Source organism: Amycolatopsis keratiniphila subsp. keratiniphila, from assembly GCF_001620365.2.
Taxonomy (GTDB): Bacteria; Actinomycetota; Actinomycetes; order Mycobacteriales; family Pseudonocardiaceae; genus Amycolatopsis; species Amycolatopsis keratiniphila.
Map to the genome: position 1 here is coordinate 47,550 of NZ_LQMT02000021.1, position 17,736 is coordinate 65,285.

General features: G+C 68.9%; 15 protein-coding genes and 2 tRNA genes. 11 read left to right on the plus strand and 6 right to left on the minus strand.

All coding sequences use genetic code 11. The features are described from left to right. The first annotated feature begins 51 nt into the window (after positions 1 to 51). Complete coding sequence (locus AVR91_RS21890; protein WP_228708351.1) at positions 52 to 1,059, plus strand: DNA topoisomerase IB; 1,008 nt, start codon at positions 52 to 54, stop codon at positions 1,057 to 1,059. Here the strand turns inward: AVR91_RS21890 and AVR91_RS21895 are convergent. Next, a complete protein-coding gene (locus tag AVR91_RS21895) occupies positions 1,042 to 2,619 on the minus strand; it encodes a SpoIIE family protein phosphatase (RefSeq protein WP_063275480.1) in 1,578 nt (525 codons plus the stop codon). The two genes, AVR91_RS21890 and AVR91_RS21895, sit on opposite strands and share 18 nt — an antisense overlap. 184 nt (positions 2,620 to 2,803) lie before the next feature. Here AVR91_RS21895 and AVR91_RS21900 point away from each other — a divergent pair, with 184 nt between their 5' ends. Then, entirely contained in the window at positions 2,804 to 7,429 is a 4,626-nt protein-coding gene (locus AVR91_RS21900; RefSeq protein ID WP_143254059.1) for a HAMP domain-containing protein, read from the plus strand. Positions 7,430 to 7,557: 128 nt separating this feature from the next. Here the strand turns inward: AVR91_RS21900 and AVR91_RS21905 are convergent. Continuing rightward, a tRNA-Gly gene (locus tag AVR91_RS21905) sits at positions 7,558 to 7,631 on the minus strand. Between the two features lie 84 nt (positions 7,632 to 7,715). Between AVR91_RS21905 and AVR91_RS21910 the strand changes: the two genes are divergently transcribed. Continuing rightward, positions 7,716 to 7,792 (plus strand) — tRNA-Pro (locus AVR91_RS21910). A gap of 61 nt (positions 7,793 to 7,853) precedes the next feature. On the opposite strand, the gene AVR91_RS21915 is transcribed toward AVR91_RS21910, so the two are convergent. Both AVR91_RS21915 and AVR91_RS21920 read right to left on the minus strand, forming a co-directional pair. Further along, positions 7,854 to 8,369, minus strand: coding sequence for a hypothetical protein (locus AVR91_RS21915; protein ID WP_063275482.1), 516 nt, complete (start codon positions 8,367 to 8,369; stop codon positions 7,854 to 7,856). Positions 8,370 to 8,382: 13 nt separating this feature from the next. Next, positions 8,383 to 8,724, minus strand: coding sequence for a hypothetical protein (locus tag AVR91_RS21920; protein ID WP_211282755.1), 342 nt, complete (start codon positions 8,722 to 8,724; stop codon positions 8,383 to 8,385). 42 nt (positions 8,725 to 8,766) lie between these two features. On the opposite strand from AVR91_RS21920, the gene AVR91_RS21925 reads away from it, so the two are divergent. From AVR91_RS21925 to AVR91_RS21960, 8 genes are all read left to right on the plus strand, one after another. Then, positions 8,767 to 9,288, plus strand: a complete 522-nt coding sequence (locus tag AVR91_RS21925; RefSeq protein WP_228709289.1) for a GNAT family N-acetyltransferase — start codon at positions 8,767 to 8,769, stop codon at positions 9,286 to 9,288. 42 nt (positions 9,289 to 9,330) lie between these two features. Then, the gene (locus AVR91_RS21930) at positions 9,331 to 10,497 is read left to right on the plus strand and encodes an ROK family protein (RefSeq protein WP_063275484.1); all 1,167 of its coding nucleotides are present in this window, start codon (positions 9,331 to 9,333) and stop codon (positions 10,495 to 10,497) included. A gap of 90 nt (positions 10,498 to 10,587) precedes the next feature. Next, positions 10,588 to 11,607 carry an ABC transporter substrate-binding protein gene (locus AVR91_RS21935; protein ID WP_063275485.1) on the plus strand — a complete coding sequence of 340 codons (1,020 nt, stop codon included), beginning with the start codon at positions 10,588 to 10,590 and terminating at the stop codon, positions 11,605 to 11,607. Beyond that, positions 11,604 to 12,365: an ABC transporter ATP-binding protein gene (locus tag AVR91_RS21940; RefSeq protein WP_063275486.1), complete on the plus strand. Its 762-nt coding sequence runs from the start codon at positions 11,604 to 11,606 to the stop codon at positions 12,363 to 12,365. Before AVR91_RS21935 ends, AVR91_RS21940 begins: the two co-directional genes overlap by 4 nt. Beyond that, positions 12,362 to 13,198, plus strand: coding sequence for an ABC transporter permease (locus tag AVR91_RS21945; protein ID WP_063275487.1), 837 nt, complete (start codon positions 12,362 to 12,364; stop codon positions 13,196 to 13,198). Before AVR91_RS21940 ends, AVR91_RS21945 begins: the two co-directional genes overlap by 4 nt. Continuing rightward, a complete protein-coding gene (locus AVR91_RS21950; RefSeq protein ID WP_267284125.1) occupies positions 13,195 to 14,517 on the plus strand; it encodes an LLM class flavin-dependent oxidoreductase in 1,323 nt (440 codons plus the stop codon). Before AVR91_RS21945 ends, AVR91_RS21950 begins: the two co-directional genes overlap by 4 nt. Next, entirely contained in the window at positions 14,514 to 15,416 is a 903-nt protein-coding gene (locus AVR91_RS21955; RefSeq protein WP_063275488.1) for a TauD/TfdA dioxygenase family protein, read from the plus strand. Before AVR91_RS21950 ends, AVR91_RS21955 begins: the two co-directional genes overlap by 4 nt. Positions 15,417 to 15,441: 25 nt before the next feature. Further along, positions 15,442 to 16,656, plus strand: coding sequence for an RNA polymerase sigma factor (locus AVR91_RS21960; protein WP_063275489.1), 1,215 nt, complete (start codon positions 15,442 to 15,444; stop codon positions 16,654 to 16,656). A 3-nt stretch (positions 16,657 to 16,659) separates the two neighbouring features. Here the strand turns inward: AVR91_RS21960 and AVR91_RS21965 are convergent, their stop codons facing one another. Next, positions 16,660 to 17,289 carry a hypothetical protein gene (locus tag AVR91_RS21965; RefSeq protein WP_063275490.1) on the minus strand — a complete coding sequence of 210 codons (630 nt, stop codon included), beginning with the start codon at positions 17,287 to 17,289 and terminating at the stop codon, positions 16,660 to 16,662. 2 nt (positions 17,290 to 17,291) lie between these two features. Next, entirely contained in the window at positions 17,292 to 17,735 is a 444-nt protein-coding gene (locus AVR91_RS21970; protein ID WP_063275491.1) for a nuclear transport factor 2 family protein, read from the minus strand. Position 17,736: the final 1 nt, after the last annotated feature.

The window sequence follows — 17,736 nt, forward strand, 5'->3', positions numbered from 1 at the left end:
CCTCGCCGAACCATGGGTATGAACCGGGATCACCGGGGGTATTCGCCGCGCATGCGATTGCGGCGAGCGGATCTGGGGTCCCCCGGTATCGGGAGGCGGCGAAGAGGGCGGGGTTTCGGTTACCTGACACCGGACGGAGAACCGCTGAAGGACAAGGAGACGCTGGAGCGCATCGAGGCGCTCGCGATCCCGCCCGCGTGGCGGCACGTGTGGATCTCGCCGCACGAGAACGCCCATATCCAGGCCGTCGGGGTCGACGACGCCGGCCGGAAGCAGTACCTCTACCACGGGGAATGGCGACGGGCCCGCGACGAGGAGAAGCACGAGCGCGTCCTCGCGCTGGCACGGCGGCTTCCCCGGATCCGCCGGACGGTCCGGGAAGACCTCGCTTCCCGCGGCCTCACCCGCGAACGGGTGCTCGCCGGCGCCCTCCGCATGCTCGACCTCGGGGTGTTCAGGACCGGCGGCGAAAGCTACGCCGACGAGAACGGCACGCACGGGGTGGCGACCTTGCTGTGCGAACACGTGTCGATCCGCCAAGGCTGCCTGCTCTGCGACTACCCCGCGAAAGGCGGGATCCAGCGGAAGGTCCGGCTGCGGGACGACGGGCTCGTCCGGCTGATCCGCTCGCTCCGGCGCGCCCGCGGCGACGAGGTGCGCCTGCTCGCTTACCGCAACGGCCGCGGGTGGCAGGAGATCCGGGCCGACGACCTCAACGAGCGGTTCAAGGAACTCGCGGGTGACGACTTCACGGCCAAGGACCTGCGCACCTGGAACGCCACCGTCCTGGCCGCTTCGGCTTTCGCGGGGACCGAAAAGCCTTCCAGTGAAAGAGGATTGAAGCGGGTCGAGAAGGCCGTGATGGCCGAAGTCGCCGACGGACTCGGCAACACTCCCGCCGTCGCGCGACGGTCCTATGTGGACCCTCGGGTGATCACCGCCTACCGCCGGGATCGGACGATCGCACACGCGGCGCGGAGGGCGGAGAAGGTCTCCGATCCCGATGAAGCCCGCGACATCGTGGAGCGGGCGGTGGTGCGGTTACTGAACGGGTCGTGAGGCTTCGATGGCGAGGACGGCGATGTCGTCGTGCGTCCCGCTGCCGAGCCATTCCCGCACCGCGGTGCGGACGCGGGCGACCACCTCGCGGCCCGACATCCCCTGGCAGCCGGCCAGCAGTTCACGCAGCCGTTCGTCACCGAACAGGTCCGACGGCCGCTCGTGATGGCGCGCTTCGGTGATGCCGTCGGTGTAAAGCAGGCAGACGTCGCCCTCGCCCAGCCGGATGGCCGTTTCGGCGAACCGGGCCTGCGGCGAGATCCCGACCAGCGTGCCGGGCAGGGTGATCTCCTCGACGCCGCCCCGGCGGCGCACCACCAGCGGCGCGGGATGCCCGCCGGAGGCCAGGGTGACGCCGAGACCGTCTTCACCCGCCAGCACCGAACCGAGCACCAGGGTCGCGAACCGGCCGCTTCCTCCGGTGATGAGCAGGGAGTTGAGCAGGCTCAGCAACGTCGTGTTGTCGTGCTCGACGAGGTCGAGCGCGGCGAGGGTCTGCCGGACCCGGCCGGTGAGCGCGGCCGCCTCGGCACCCTTCCCGCAGACGTCGCCGAGGACGAACATCGCGCCCCCGTCTTCCCGCGGCAGGACGTCGTAGAAGTCGCCGCCGACGTCGAGCAGGCCGCCCGAGGGCTCGTACCAGACGTCGAACTTGACGCCGTGGACGTCCGGCGGCGGTGTCGGGCGCAGCGTGGTCTCCAGGCCGCGGGTGGCCTCTTCCTGGCGGGCGTAGCGATGCGCGTTCGCGAGCGCCGTGCCGGCCGCGCGGGCGAACTCGGTCACCGCGCGCGGGTGATCCTCGCCGAACGCGGGCGCGCCGCGCCTGCCGAGCACCACCGCACCGGTGACCCCTCCGCCGCCGTCGAAGCCCAGTGAGACCACGGTCACGGACGGATGGACGGCGAGCCGTTCCGCGACGATCGCGGGCAGCGTCGCGACCTCCTCATCCGGGACGGCCTTGGCCTCAGGCGCCTCGGTGGAGGCGAAGGTGCCGGCGAGCACCGGCGCGAGCTGGGCCGGAACGCGGCGGATCCGGCCGTGCCCGTGGTTGGTGCGGTGGTCGCAGCTCCACCACTCCCACCGGCCGCGTGTGGTCGGCAGCAGCACGAACACGCAGTCGGCGAGCTCGGCAGCGGCGACCTCGGCGATCGCCTTCGCCGTCCCGTGCCGTCCGCGTGCGGAGGCCAGCCGGGGCGCCGAAGCGGCGAGGAAGCCGTCCACGCGCGGGCCGTCGGCCGCGACCGCGGAGGTCACCGTCCACGCGTGCCAGCCGCCGGGCAGGGTCCGGATCCGGGCCGGGAACCGGCGGCCGGTGTGTTCGACATGCCCGACGTCGGGGCCTTCGGCGGTGAGTATCGGGCGACCACCGCCGAACAGCTCGCGGGCGGCGGGATTCGACCAGCGCAACGCGCCGCCGACGTCCTGCACGAGCACCGCGTCACGGACGTCTTCCAGCAGCTCACGCCAGAACCGCCCGGATTCGGGCAGGGCTCCCTCGCTCGTCGGGGGCGACGACTCCGAGGGGAGCGACGTCGAGGCCGGGGCGGGCCGTGACACCATTCCCGGACCTCCTCCTGCCTTGCGGGTAGCGCAGTGTGAGCGGGCGGACTGGCTCGAAGTGTAGGTCGAATCATGGCACGCTGATGCGACGACCATGGCTTGGCATGCGTGGTGGAGAGGGTCGACACAGATGACACAGCACTCCCAAAGGGACCGGATCCCCGTGGAAGGTGGTGGCGGCCAGGTGGACGAAGCGACCCTGGAACGCCTGCTCGCGGCGGCTCGTGACCTCGGGGACGGCAACTTCCGGCGGCGGCTCGTGGCGCACGGCGACGGGCTCGCGGCCCAGCTCGCGGGCGCGTTCAACGACATCGCCGAACGGAACCAGCGACTGGTGACCGAACTCCTGCGCGTCCGCGAGGCGGTCGGCAAGGAAGGCAGGCTGACCGAGCGCGTCGCGGCCGAGATCGGCCCCGGCGGCTGGGCCACCGCGGTCGACGTCGTCAACGGGCTGATCGAGGACGTGAGCAGGCCCACGGCCGAACTCAACCGCGTCCTCGGCGCGGTCGCCGAGGGCGATCTGTCCGAGCCGATGCCACTGGAAGTCGGCGGACGGCCGCTGCAGGGTCAGTTCGCCGAGGTCGCGAAGACGGTCAACGGCCTGATCAAGCAGCTTTCGCGGTTCGCGACCGAGGTCACCAGAGTGGCCCGCGAGATCGCCACCGAGGGACGGCTCGGCGGCCAGGCCGAGGTCCCGGGCGTGGCGGGCACGTGGCGTGATCTCACCGACAACGTCAACGTGATGGCCAGCAACCTGACCGACCAGGTGCGCAACATCGCCCAGGTGACCACCGCGGTGGCGCGGGGCGACCTGACCCAGAAGATCAACGTCGACGCGCGCGGCGAGATCCTGGAGCTCAAGAACACCGTCAACATCATGGTCGACCAGCTCTCGTCGTTCGCCGACGAAGTGACCAGGGTTTCGCGCGAGGTGGGTAGCGAGGGCCGTCTCGGCGGTCAGGCGCAGGTCCCCGGCGCGGCGGGTACGTGGCGCGACCTCACCGACTCGGTGAACCTGATGGCGGACAACCTGACCGACCAGGTCCGCAACATCGCCCAGGTGGCCACGGCGGTGGCGAAGGGCGACCTCTCGCAGAAGATCAACGTCGACGCCAAGGGCGAGATCCTCGAACTCAAGAACACGCTCAACACGATGGTCGACCAGCTCTCGTCGTTCGCCGACGAAGTCACGCGCGTCGCGCGCGAGGTCGGCAGCGAAGGCCGGCTCGGCGGCCAGGCGCAGGTGCCCGGGGTCGCCGGGACGTGGCGCGGGCTCACCGACTCGGTGAACCAGATGGCCGACAACCTGACCGACCAGGTCCGCAACATCGCCCAGGTCACCACGGCGGTCGCGAAGGGCGACCTGACGCAGAAGATCACGGTCGACGCGCGTGGCGAGATCCTCGAACTGAAGACGACCGTCAACACGATGGTGGATCAGCTCTCGTCGTTCGCCGACGAGGTCACGCGCGTCGCGCGCGAGGTGGGCACGGAAGGTCAGCTGGGCGGCCAGGCGCAGGTGCCCGGGGTCGCCGGGACGTGGCGCGACCTCACCGGGTCGGTCAACTTCATGGCGAACAACCTCACCGCGCAGGTCCGCAACATCGCCCAGGTGGCGACCGCGGTGGCGAAGGGCGATCTGTCGCAGAAGATCGCCGTCGACGCCAAGGGCGAGATCCTCGAACTCAAGAACACGCTGAACACGATGGTGGATCAGCTCTCGTCGTTCGCCGACGAGGTCACCCGAGTGGCCCGCGAGGTCGGCAGCGACGGACGGCTCGGCGGTCAGGCGCAGGTGCCGGGCGTGGCCGGGACGTGGAAGGACCTGACCGACAACGTCAACTTCATGGCGAAGAACCTGACCGACCAGGTCCGGAACATCGCCCAGGTCACCACCGCCGTCGCGAAGGGCGACCTGACGCAGAAGATCATCGTCGACGCGCGCGGCGAGATCCTGGAGCTCAAGAACACCGTCAACATCATGGTCGACCAGCTTTCGGCGTTCGCCGACGAGGTCACCCGGGTGTCGCGCGAGGTCGGTACCGAAGGCAAGCTCGGCGGGCAGGCGCAGGTGCGCGGCGTCGCCGGGACCTGGAAGGACCTCACCGACAACGTCAACGTCATGGCCACCAACCTCACCGACCAGGTGCGGAGCATCGCGACGGTGACGACGGCGGTGGCGAACGGCGACCTGTCGAAGAAGATCTCGATCGACGCGCAGGGCGAGGTCGCCGTCCTCGCCGAGACGATCAACAGCATGGTCGAGACGCTGCGCGCGTTCGCCGACGAGGTCACCCGTGTCGCCCGCGAGGTGGGTACGGAAGGCATCCTCGGCGGTCAGGCCCGGGTGCCGAACGTGGCGGGCACGTGGAAGGCGTTGACGGACAACGTGAACGTCATGGCCGACAACCTGACCGGCCAGGTCCGGAGCATCGCGACGGTGACCACCGCGGTGGCGCAGGGCGATCTGTCGAAGAAGATCGACATCGACGCGCGCGGCGAGATCCTCGAACTCAAGACCACCATCAACACGATGGTCGACCAGCTCTCGGCCTTCGCCTCCGAAGTCACCCGTGTCGCCCGCGAGGTGGGCACGGACGGCACGCTCGGTGGCCAGGCGGAGGTGCCCGGCGTCGCGGGCACGTGGTCGCGGCTGACCGAAAGCGTGAACCAGCTGGCCGGGAACCTGACCACCCAGGTGCGCGCGATCGCGCAGGTGGCCACCGCGGTGACCGCCGGCGATCTGACCCGGCACATCACCGTCGACGCGTCCGGGGAGGTGGCCGAACTCAAGGACAACATCAACCAGATGATCGCGAACCTGAAGGAGACCACCCGGGCGAACCGCGAGCAGGACTGGCTCAAGACCAACCTCGCGCGGCTGTCGGCGCTCATGCAGGGGCACCGCGACCTCGCGTCCGTGGCTTCGCTGATCCTTTCCGAACTGACGCCGCTGGTGTCCGCGCAGCAGGGCGCGTTCTTCCTCGCCCGCGAGGACGAGCAGGAAGAGGTGGTCCTGGAGAGCATCGCCACCTACGGGCTGGCGAAATCCCAGACCGGGCTGCGGTTCTCCCCCGGCGAATCGCTCATCGGGCAGGCCGCCGTCGACCGCCGCACGATACTGGTCCACGAAGCGCCGCCGGAGTACGCGCTCATCTCGTCGGGACTGGGTTCGGCCGCGCCGGTGAACGTGATCGTGCTGCCGGTGCTGTTCCAGGGCGAGGTGCTCGGTGTGCTGGAACTGGCGACCATCAACGCGTTCAGCACCGTGCACATCGACCTCCTGGAGCAGCTGAAGGAGACCATCGCGGTCAACGTCAGCACCATCCAGTCCAACTCGCGCACCGAGGCGCTGCTGACCGAATCCCAGCGCCTGGCACAGGAACTGCGCGCGCGGTCCGAGCAGTTGCAGGCGCAGCAACGGGAACTGCGCCGGTCCAACACGGATCTGGCGGAGAAGGCGGCGCTGCTGGCGCAGCAGAACCGCGACATCGAGGTCAAGAACAGCGAGATCGAGCAGGCGCGGCAGGAGCTCGAAGAGCGTGCCGGGCAGCTGACCATGGCGTCGCAGTACAAGTCCGAGTTCATGGCGAACATGTCGCACGAACTGCGGACCCCGCTCAACAGCGCGCTGATCCTCGCGAAACTGCTCTCGGAGAACCCGGACGGGAACCTGTCGGAGAAGCAGGTCCAGTTCGCGCGGACCATCTACTCGGCGGGCAGCGACCTGCAGCAGCTGATCAACGACATCCTCGACATGGCCAAGGTCGAGGCCGGGCACCTGGATCTGCAGATGTCCGACGTCACGCTGCCCGAGCTGGTCGAGTACGTCGAATCGATCTGCCGTCCGCTCACTTCGGACAAGGGCCTGGAGTTCGCCGTCCTGATCGACCCGCCGGTGCCGTCGTCGATCCACACCGACGAACACCGCGTGCAGCAGGTGCTGCGGAACCTGTTGTCCAACGCGGCGAAGTTCACCGACGAGGGCGGCGTGCGCCTGCACATCCGGATGGCCGACCCGGGCGAGGTCGAAGCCGACTCGCTCCGCAACGCCCCCGGCGTCCTCGCGTTCGCCGTGGAGGACACCGGGATCGGGATCGCGCCGGACAAACTCGCGATCATCTTCGACGCGTTCCGCCAGGCCGACGGCACCACCAGCCGCAAATACGGCGGCACCGGGCTGGGCCTGTCGATCAGCCAGCAGCTGACGGAACTGCTCGGCGGCGAACTGCGGGTGCGCAGCGATCCCGGCAAGGGCAGCACGTTCACCCTGTACCTGCCGGTGGGCGCGGCGAACCTGGTGGTCCCGACCTCCGCCGCGGCGAGCGGTGTCCCGTTGATCATGGCCGTGCCGCAGGTGATCCCGGTGCCGCCGTCGCAGCGGTTCCACGGCGAGAAGATCCTGATCGTCGACGACGACCTGCGCAACGTCTTCGCGCTGGCCGCCGTGCTGGAACGCAACGGCCTGGAGGTCATCTACGCCGAGACCGGCGTCGCGGGCATCCGGGCGCTGGAACGGCACGAGGACACCGCGCTCGTCCTGATGGACGTGATGATGCCCGAACTGGACGGCAACGCCACGATCACCGCGATCCGCGCCGAGGCCGCGCACGAAGACCTGCCCGTGATCGCCGTCACCGCGAAGGCGACCGCTGAGGACAAGGCGCGGACGCTCGCCTCGGGGGCGGACGACTACGTGACCAAGCCGGTCGACACGGACAAGCTGCTGGACCTGATCGCGGCGCATCTGGAGGCGGATGCCGCTTCCAGCGGGCTCTCGCAGGCCGTGGCACCCGCCGAGTCGGACTGAGCCGTGTCCTGAAGGCCCCCTTTGAGACGTTGGATGTCTCAAAGGGGGCCTTCAGGACACGCGGACTTTCGCCCCAGGAACGAAAGAACCCGCAGGCCAGAGAGCCTGCGGGTTCGGATGTGGAGCTGTGGAGCGGGTGACGGGAATCGAACCCGCGTAGCTAGTTTGGAAGACTAGGGCTCTACCATTGAGCTACACCCGCGTGCCCCCGGAGTACCGGGTGCGAAAACAGCTTAGCGTGACCCGCTAGGCTGTGCGCACACCCCCCGGGAGATCCGGGAAGTAGCGGGATGTGGCGCAGCTTGGTAGCGCATCCGCTTTGGGAGCGGAGGGTCGCAGGTTCAAATCCTGTCATCCCGACCAGATGGGGCCGGACCTGCGGGTCCGGCCCTTTCGGTACCACCGCTCGGCGACGTCGGAGCGTTCAGTCCCACCACAGCACGACGGCCAGCCGGCGGCGGGCGGCTTCCTCGTAGAAGTCACGCAGGACGGTGTGTTCCCGAGCCAGCTGTCCGGCCAGATCACCGCCCATCCCCAGCGCGCCCTTGCCCAGCTCGGCCTCGATCCGGTCCGGGTCCGACGGCACGACGGCACGGACCGCATCGGGTGTCACGGCACGCAACGCTTCGGCGACGTCGTTTGCCTGCGGTGGCTCCAACGCCGTCACCGGGTGTTCCCAGATCGTGCCGGGGTGATCCCGGTACGCCGGGTTGACTTCTTCCTCACCGCCGAAGCAACGCCGCAGCCGCGCCAAGGTCCGGTCATCGGCCTCGGTCAGCGCCCAAGCCCGTTTCAAGGTGGCAGGCCACCAGTCCATGTCGAGGTAGTCCTCGACCGGGGTCGACGAGAAGGAGCAGAGTTCGTGTAGCGCGTCGACCGACCGGCGACACACGGCGAGCCGCGTGGCCGGGATCCGAGCGAGCTGCTGAGTCACCGCCATAGGTTCAGTGTGCTCAGTCCTGGGAGGGCCACAAACCCAGGAAGCTCCGGACGTCGTCGAAACCGTCCATCGCTCGTCCGTCCACGTCAGCCGGGTCCGCTTCCGCGCGGGAGGCCAGGGATTCGGCGAGTTTCACCGCCTCGTCGCCGAGCCGCCCGAAGCGGCGAGCGGTATGCCCCAAGCACAACCCGGCGAGCCCGAGCAAAGGGCTGCCCGGCTCGGCCCGTGTCCCCACCTCGACACACCAATGCTCGACGAACGCGTGGTCGTCGTCATTCAACGCGGTCCCGACCAGGGTGTCCGCCACCTCGCCTTCGAACGATCTGTCCCGCAGGGCACGCTCCAGCGTCTCCACGACCGCGGCGTGGGGTAACGCGGGCGGGTTCCGGAAGCTCCGATGCGTGTGCACAACGCGAGACCAGCCAGCTCGCGGTACTCGTCGGCCATCGCACGTCCGGGCAAGATGGCGATCATGGAGATCCGCCACGCCGTCAGCACCGACGCCCCCGCCGTGACCGCGCTCCTCGCCGAGCTGGGCTACCCGGACAACACCGAGACCGACGTGCACGGCCGGCTCGAACGCTGGGCGCGGCATCCCGAAGGGGCCGCGTTCGTCGCCGAGTCGGACGGCACCGTGGTCGGTGTCATCGCGGTGGTCGCGATCCCGCTGCTCGAGCGACCGGGCTCCGGAGGCCGAATCGTCGCCTTGGTGGTGGACGAGACCCGGCGCGGAACCGGGATCGGCCGCGAGCTCGTCGCCGCGGCCGAAGCGGAGGCGCGGCGCCTGGGCTGCGACACCATGGAGGTCACCAGTTCCCGCCACCGGACCGGCGCGCACGCCTTCTACCGTGCGAGGGGTTACGAGGACCGCTGCGAACACAGCGCCAGGTTCATCCGACGGCTTGCTCCCGGATCGTGAGAGGCCTAGGCCCGCCGCCACCCGCTTGCGAACATCGGCACCGTGACCGGCAGGCGGAGCGCCAGTGCCAGCGCGGTGCTCCGCGTGGTGCTGGACGAAGGGGCGACAGCGCGCAGCACCATCGCGCGCCGCACCGGGCTCAGTGCCGCGGCCGTCACGGGGCATGTGGCGGAGCTGCTGCGCCGCGGGTTCCTCATCGAGCTGCCGGAGGTCGCGGGCGCGGTCGGCAGGCCGTCCGTGCCACTGGACCTCGACACGGAGCGGTTCGTGGTGTGCGGAGCGCATGTCGCGGTCGACCATCTCACCGTCGGGCTGCTCGATCTGCGCGGGAAAGTGCTGGCACAACTGGAAACCCCGCATCACGGCGCCGAGCCTGCCGTGCAGGTCGCGCAGATCGCGGAACTGCTCGACGACCTCCTCGTCGGGCACGCGCCGGATCGGACGCCACTGGGGCTGGGGGTGGCGACGGGCGGTTGGGTCGACGAAGCCTCGGGAACGGTGGTGGAGCACGGGTTGCTCGGCTGGCACGGGGTTCCGTTGCGCGATCTGCTCACGGAGGTCACCGGTCTCGACGTCCGCGTCGACGGGCATTCCCGGGCGCTCATCCACGCCGAACGCCTGCTGGGGCAACCGAGAACGCGCCGCAGTGTGGTGCAGTTGTTCACCGGCAACGTGGTCGACGCCGCCTTCGCCACCGGCGACACCGTCCATCATGGACCGCGTTCGGCGGCGGGCGCCGTCGCGCATCTGCGGGTGGACGACAGCGAGGAACCTTGCCGTTGCGGACGTTCCGGCTGTCTCGAAGCGACGGTGTCCGAGCGCACCGTCGCCCGTAAAGCCGCCGAAGCACGCATCATCGAAGAACCGGATTTCGCCGAAGTGCTCCATTTGGCGAAATCGGGAAACAAAAGCGCCATCACTCTTTTCCATGAGCGCGCGAGAATCATCGGCCAGGCCGCCGCGTTGCTCTTCGACGTGCTGAATCCGGAAATCCTCATCGTGCTCGACCAGAGTGTACGCGACGTCGATGGGTGCCTTTCCACGATCCGGGACGAGGTCTCCCAGCGGTCCTGGATCTGCCAGGACGCGGAGAAAAACGTTGTGTCGTCGAGCTTTCCGGGCAACGAGCTGGCAACGGCGGGTGGGGCGGTCATGCTGAACGCCCTCTACGAAGATCCGCTTTTCGCCGACCTCGCCGACGCATCCTGAGTTACTTCACTAAATCGCAAAATTGACGCTCTCCGCCGGGCCCGCGTTGAATCTTCTTCAACGACGCGAACCCGAACGAAAGAGCCCACCGTGAAGAAACCAGTGCCCTTGATCGCCGCGCTCCTCGCCGGATTGGCGCTGTCGGGCTGCGGCGCCTCCGCGACCCCGGCGGGCGTCGCCGGGCAGCCGGAGAAGCTCGAACTCCGCTACCAGGGGTCGGCGAACAACGTCACCTTCCCCGAGCTCGCCGAAGACCTCGGCTACTTCGGCCCGGTCAAACTCAAATGGGTCGGCAACACGATCAGCGGACCGCAGGACATCCAGTCCGCCGCGACCGACCAGACCGACTTCGGTGGCGCCTTCACCGGCGCGGTCGTCAAACTCGTCGACGCCGGCGCCCCGATCAAGGCCGTCGTCAACTATTACGGCTCCGACGAGAAGACCTTTCTGGGCTTCTACGTCAAGGAGGACAGCCCGATCCGCACCGCGCGTGACCTCATCGGCAAGAAGGTCGGCGTCAACACCGTCGGCGCGAACCTGGAGGCCGCCCTCGACACCTGGCTCAAGCGCAACGGCCTCACCGACGCCGAGATCGACCAGGTGCAGCTCGTCGTCCTGCCGCCGATCAACACCGAACAAGCCTTGCGCAACAACCAGATCGACGTCGCCGCGCTCAACGGCGTCCTCCAGGACCGCGCCCTCGCGGGAGGCGGGGTGCGGCCGATCGTGAAGGACGTCGAGGCGTTCGGCCCGTACAACGGCGGGCCGTACGTGTTGCGGACCGACTTCATCAAGAAGTACCCGGAGACCACGAAGACCTTCGTCACCGGCGTGGCCAAGGCGATCGAATGGGCCCGCACCACTCCGCGCGAGGAGGTGATCGCCCGGTTCACCAAGATCATCCAGAACCGCGGCCGCAACGAGAACACCGAAACGCTCAAGTACTGGAAGAGCACCGGTGTCACCAAAGGCGGGCTGACCTCCGACCACGACTACACGCTCTGGACGGGCTGGCTCAAGCAGTCCGGGTTCATCAAGAACGACCAGGTCGACCTGAAGAAGCTCTACACCAACGAATTCAACCCGTACCGCGAAGGCGGTGGCGCATGACCGCCAAGATCAGCCTGCGCTCGGTCACCAAGACCTTCGGCGCGTTGACCGCACTCGACGACATCTCCCTCGACATCGAGGACGGCACGTTCCTCTCTCTCGTCGGCCCGAGCGGTTCCGGCAAGTCCACGCTGCTCGATCTGCTCGGCGGGCTCGCGAAACCCACCTCCGGCGAGGTTCTGATCGACGGGAAACCCGTCACCGGACCGGGGCTGGACCGCGGGGTCGTGTTCCAGCAGTACGCGCTGTTCCCCTGGCGCACCGCACGCGCCAACGTCGAGTTCGGCCTCGAAGACGGCACCCTGAACAAGCGGCAGCGCGCCGAGCGAGCACGGGAATTCCTCGACCTGGTCGGTCTTTCCGGCTTCGAGGACCATCTCCCCCATCAGCTTTCCGGCGGCATGAAACAACGGGTCGCGATCGCGAGAAGCCTCGCCTACGACCCGGACGTGCTGCTGATGGACGAGCCGTACGCCGCGCTGGACTCCCAGACCCGCGAACTCCTGCAGGAGGAGCTGCGCCGGATCTGGAAACGCACGGGCAAGACCATCGTCTTCATCACCCACAGCATCGAAGAAGCCGTCTATTTAGGACAGAAGGTCGCGGTGCTCACGTCCCGGCCGGGCAGGCTCAAGGACGTCGTCGACATCGATCTCGGCGACCGTTCGAACGACGACCTGCGCTCGGCGCCCGCCTTCGTGGCCCATCGCCACCGGCTGTGGGAACTGCTGCACGACGAGATCCGGAGGGCCGCATGACCGCGACACTCGAAGCACCGACAGTCCACACAGGACCGAGAGTCGCCGCGAAGCCTCGCAAGAAGAGCAGGCTCAGCAAGGCTTTCCGCAGTTCCGCGGCGATCCTGCTCTTCCTCGCCGTCTGGGAGCTCGCTCCCCGATACCTGCTCGACGAAGGCACGAGGACCTTCCTTCCGCCGCTGTCGGAAGACCTCGCCGCACTCTGGGAGCTGATCCTCAACGGGCAGCTGGCCGACCATCTGCTGGCGAGTCTCGGCCGGTCCGCCGCCGGATTCGTGATCGCGGTGGCCGTCTCGGTGCCGCTCGGCCTGCTGATCGCGTGGTACCGGCCGCTCGCGGAATTCCTGAACCCGTTGCTGGAACTGGCCCGCAACACCGCCGCGCTCGCGCTGCTGCCGGTGTTCACGCTCCTGCTCGGCATCGGCGAGGTGTCCAAGATCGCGCTGATCGTCTACGCCTGCGTCTGGCCGGTGCTGCTCAACACGATCGCCGGGGTGAACACCGTGGATCCGCTGCTGGTCAAGGCCGCGCGCTCGCTCGGGCTGTCGAGCCCGAGCCTGTTCCGCAAGGTGATCCTGCCGTCGGCGGTGCCGACCATCTTCACCGGCATCCGGATGGCGGCGGCCTACTCGATCCTCATCCTGATCGCCGCCGAAATGGTCGGCGCCAAGGCCGGGCTCGGCTATCTGATCAACAACTCGCAGGTCAACTTCCAGATCCAGCAGATGTACGCCGCGATCATCACGGTGTCGGTGCTGGGCCTGGCCATCAACGCGGGCTTCGTCGCGCTGGAGCGGCGGTTCTCCACCTGGCGTGTCAAGGAGAAGGCGTGAAGCACTTACACCTCAACGCGTTCGTGATGCCGAACGGTCATCACGAGGCGGCCTGGCGGCATCCGAGCACGGATCCGCACCGCGCCGCGACGCTGAAGCACTACGTCGACATCGCCCGTACGGCGGAGCGTGGCAAGCTGGATTCGCTGTTCCTCGCCGACGGTGTCGCCCTGTGGGGCAACGTCCGCTACAACTCGCACACCCTGTTCGAGCCGCTGACGTTGCTCTCCGCGCTGGCCGGGGCGACCGAGCGCATCGGGCTGATCGCCACCGCGTCGACGACCTACAACGAGCCGTACCACCTGGCGCGGAAATTCGCGTCGCTCGATCATCTCAGCGGCGGGCGCGCGGGCTGGAACATCGTCACGTCGGCGGGCGAGGACGAGGCCCGCAACTTCAACCGCGACGCCCGGCCGGCGCACGCGCTGCGGTACGAGCGCGCCACCGAATTCGTCGAAGTGGCCAGGAAACTCTGGGACAGCTGGGACGACGACGCGGCGGTGATCGACAAGGTGAGCGGCGTCTACGCCGACACCGACCGCATCCACCCGATCGACCACAACGGCCCGCATTTCCAGGTCCGCGGCCCGCTCAACATCCCGCGCCCGGTACAGGGACATCCGTTGCTCGTCCAGGCCGGTTCGTCGGAGACGGGCAAGGAGTACGCGGCCCGCTTCGCCGAGGCGGTGTTCACCGCGCAGCAGACCTTCGCCGAGGGCAAGGCTTTCTACGACGACGTCAAGGGAAGGCTCGCGAAGTACGGCCGCTCGCCGGAGGAGATCAAGATCCTGCCGGGGATCAGCCCGATCCTGGGCCGCACCGAGGCCGAAGCGAAAGAACGCGAGGCCGAACTCAACGCCCTCATCACGCCCGCGTACGGCGTGCGGCAGCTGTCGAACATGCTCGACCACGACCTGACGCCGTACCCGCTCGACGGACCGCTGCCCGACGTCGGCACGTTCACCGAAGGCGCGCAGAGCCGGTTCGAGCTGGTCACGGGCCTGGCACGGCGCGAGAACCTCACCATCCGCCAGCTGATCGAGCGGCTGGCCGGCGGCCGGGGACACCGCGTCTTCGCCGGAACCGCCACCCAGGTGGCCGATCAGCTGGAGCACTGGTTCACCGAAGGCGCCGCGGACGGCTTCAACGTCATGCCGCCCACGCTGCCGGGAGGTCTCGAGGACTTCGTCGACCTCGTGGTGCCCGAACTTCAGCGGCGCGGCCTCTTCCGCTCCGAGTACACCGCCACGACCTTGCGCGGCCACTACGGCCTCGCCCGCCCCGTCCACCGCACCCCAGTGAAGGAGCACGCCGCATGACCGCCCTCAACACCCAGGTCGAAGTCCGCAAGATCACCGGCAGGATCGGCGCGCAGGTGCTCGGCGTCGACCCCGCCAAGGATCTCGACGCCGCGACCGTCGCGTTCGTGACCGACGCCTTGCACGAGCACAAGGCGCTCGTTTTCTCAGGCATCGACCTCGACGACGCGGGCCAGCAGCGGTTCGCCGGGCACTTCGGCGAACTGACCAAGGCACACCCGACCGTCCCGTCGGTCGACGGCGAGCCCGCGATCCTGCCGGTCGACAGCGAAGAGGGCCGCGCGAACCAGTGGCACACGGACGTCACTTTCGTGCTTAACCCGCCGAAGGCCAGCACGCTGCGCAGCCTGGTCGTACCGCCCTACGGCGGCGAGACGCTGATCGCCAACTCGGCCGCGGCGTACCGGGACCTGCCGGAGCCGCTCCGGGCGTTCGCGGACACGCTGCGCGCCGAGCACACCAACGACTACGACTACGCGAAGGCGCCCGAGACCCTGGACGACGCGGAGCGGGAACGCCGCGAGGTGTTCGTCTCGCAGAAGTTCCGCACGGTCCATCCGGTGGTGCGGGTGCATCCGGTGACCGGGGAACGCGGGCTGTACATCGGCGGGTTCGCGCAGCGGATCATCGGGCTGTCCAAAGGCGAGTCGCGGGACATCCTCCGGCTGCTGCAGTCCTACGTGACGCGGCCGGAGAACGTCGTCCGGGTGAGCTGGGAGCCGAACCAGCTGGTGCTGTTCGACAACCGCATCACCCAGCACTACGCCGTCGACAACTACGACGACCTGCCCCGCCGCCTGAACCGGGTGACCGTGGCGGGCGACGTCCCGGTGGGCATCGACGGGGTGCCGAGCGAATCCCTCGAAGGCGACGCTTCGCACTACTCCGCCGTCACCTGACGGCCGAAGTGGTAAGACTGGCGGCGTGAAGACCGATCGTCAGGTGGAAGCGCTCCTGAGGGAGCTGGCCCCGCAGGTCATCGGGCTGCTGGTGCGCAAGCACGGGCAGTTCGACGCCTGCGAGGACGCCGTCCAGGAGGCCCTGCTCTCGGCCGCGCAGCAATGGCCGGAGCAGGGCATCCCGGACAGCCCGAAGTCCTGGCTCGCGACGGTCGCGTCACGGCGGCTGATCGACGAGTGGCGCAGCGAGAGCGCACGCAGGCGGCGCGAAGAGAACGACGCGCTGATGGACCCCGCCCCGGCCACCGTGTCCGATTCGGACGACACGCTCACCGTCCTTTTCCTGTGCTGCCACCCGTCTTTGTCCGCGCCGTCGCAACTCGCGCTCACCCTGCGCGCCGTCGGCGGGCTGACCACGGGCGAGATCGCGACCGCGTTCCTGGTCCCGGAATCGACGCTGGCCCAGCGGATCAGCCGGGCCAAACAGACCATCAAGAAGGCGGGCGCCGAGTTCGTCCTGCCGCCGTCCGCGGAACTCGGCGAACGGCTCCGTGTCGTCCTCCAGGTGCTGTACCTGATCTTCAACGAGGGCTACACGACCAGCGGCGGCCCCGACCTGCACCGCGCGGACCTGACCGCGGAGGCGATCCGGCTGACCCGGCTGCTCCGGCGGCTCATGCCGGACGAGGACGAGGTCACCGGCCTGCTCGCGCTCATGCTGCTGACCGACGCCCGCCGGGCCGCCCGCGCCGGCGACGACGGCTCGCTCGTCCCGCTCGCCGAACAGGACCGCACGCGCTGGAACGCGGACACGATCGCCGAAGGGGTCACGCTGGTGAGCGAGGCCCTGGAGGCGGGCCCGGTCGGGCCGTACCAGGTGCAGGCCGCGATCGCCGCCGTCCACTCGGAGGCGGCCACCGCGGCCGACACGGACTGGCCCCAGATCCTCGCGCTCTACGACGTCCTCGAAAAGGTCTCGCCCGGCCCGGTGGTCACGCTCAACCGCGCCGTCGCGGTCGCCGAGGTCAACGGGCCGGAAGCGGGCCTCGAACTGCTGGCCACGCTCGACGACGACAGCCGGATGAGCCAGACGCACCGGCTCGATTCCGTCCGCGGGCACCTGCTGGAACTGGCCGGGGACACCGGCGCGGCGCGCGAGGCCTACCTCCGTGCGGCCGGCAGAACCGCGAGCGAACCGGAGAAGGAGTACCTGACGCGGCGCGCGGAGCGGCTCGGCTGAGCCTCACATGCGCAGGTGCGGCAGCAGCCGTCCGATCACCGCGGTGTAGTCGGATCGGGCTTCGATGGCGCGGGGCACGTCGTCGAACGTCGTCACCGAGCTCGGGCACACCCGGGTGCCGGGCAGAACGAAGGTGTCGAGCAGGCGTTTGCTTTCGGCGTCGTAGGCCTTGTAGGTGTACTGGACACCGGTGACCGCGACGGAGAGCGGCGGCTTGCCTTGCCGCTCGTACCCGTCACAGGTGCCGACGCGTTCATTGGTCGGCTTCGGATATTCGCACACCACCACCTGTACGGCTCCCTGCTGGGACGTGCCCATCGGCAGATACCCGTCGGCCGTGTCGCTGAAGTCCCTCATGCCCTTCTCGTCGACCACGAAGTAGGCCAGCCGATGCGGGCCGGACGGCGTACGCGGCTCCGTCTTCCCGTCGAGGCCGGACGGGGAACGCACGCGATCCGAGGTCGCGGTCTCCGGGCAGAAGGCGATGGGTGGTTGCGCTGTCGTCACCGGTGCGGGCGGCGGCGCGCCGGGCCCGGCCACGGGGGACGGTTCCTCCCGGGTGGTCACCACGACGGCGGCGATCACGCCTGCGGCCACGACGGCCAGGAGCGTGATCACGAACCGCCGCCGCATGCTCAGCCCTCTTGGCGGGCCGTCGCCATGGCGCGCTCGGTCTCCCAGAACGCGCGCATCGACACGATCAGCCCGTCCTCGCGCACCCGGTAGACGAACACGCCGTCGGTGTCGACGCGGTAGCCGCCGGGCAGGTACGTCGTGATCGTGCCGACGTTCGCGACCTCGTCCCCGGCCGCGTGGGAATCGCGGATGGTGAACTGGAAACGTTCGACATTCGCGATCGTCTTGTCCCAGAAGGCACTGATCCCGTCGTGCCCGTGGTGTCCCTTGCCTTCTTCGTCGAACATCGACTTGCCGATCGGGTCCTCGACGACGGCGTCCCCGGCGAAGAGTCCGAGCCAGGCGGACTTGTCCCCCGCGGTGACCGCGGTCATCGAAGCGAACGCGGCCCGCCGCGCGGGCGGCTGCTCGGTGGCCGGATCCCAGCAGACGTCGACACCCATG

Coding starts and splice junctions, on each gene's coding strand:
- AVR91_RS21890 (WP_228708351.1), top strand. CDS start 52: ATGCGATTGCGGCGAGCGGATCTGGGGTCCCCCGGTATCGGGAGGCGG.
- AVR91_RS21895 (WP_063275480.1), bottom strand. CDS start 2,619: ATGGTGTCACGGCCCGCCCCGGCCTCGACGTCGCTCCCCTCGGAGTCG.
- AVR91_RS21915 (WP_063275482.1), bottom strand. CDS start 8,369: ATGGCGGTGACTCAGCAGCTCGCTCGGATCCCGGCCACGCGGCTCGCC.
- AVR91_RS21925 (WP_228709289.1), top strand. CDS start 8,767: ATGCGTGTGCACAACGCGAGACCAGCCAGCTCGCGGTACTCGTCGGCC.
- AVR91_RS21940 (WP_063275486.1), top strand. CDS start 11,604: ATGACCGCCAAGATCAGCCTGCGCTCGGTCACCAAGACCTTCGGCGCG.
- AVR91_RS21945 (WP_063275487.1), top strand. CDS start 12,362: ATGACCGCGACACTCGAAGCACCGACAGTCCACACAGGACCGAGAGTC.
- AVR91_RS21955 (WP_063275488.1), top strand. CDS start 14,514: ATGACCGCCCTCAACACCCAGGTCGAAGTCCGCAAGATCACCGGCAGG.
- AVR91_RS21965 (WP_063275490.1), bottom strand. CDS start 17,289: ATGCGGCGGCGGTTCGTGATCACGCTCCTGGCCGTCGTGGCCGCAGGC.
- AVR91_RS21970 (WP_063275491.1), bottom strand. CDS start 17,735: ATGGGTGTCGACGTCTGCTGGGATCCGGCCACCGAGCAGCCGCCCGCG.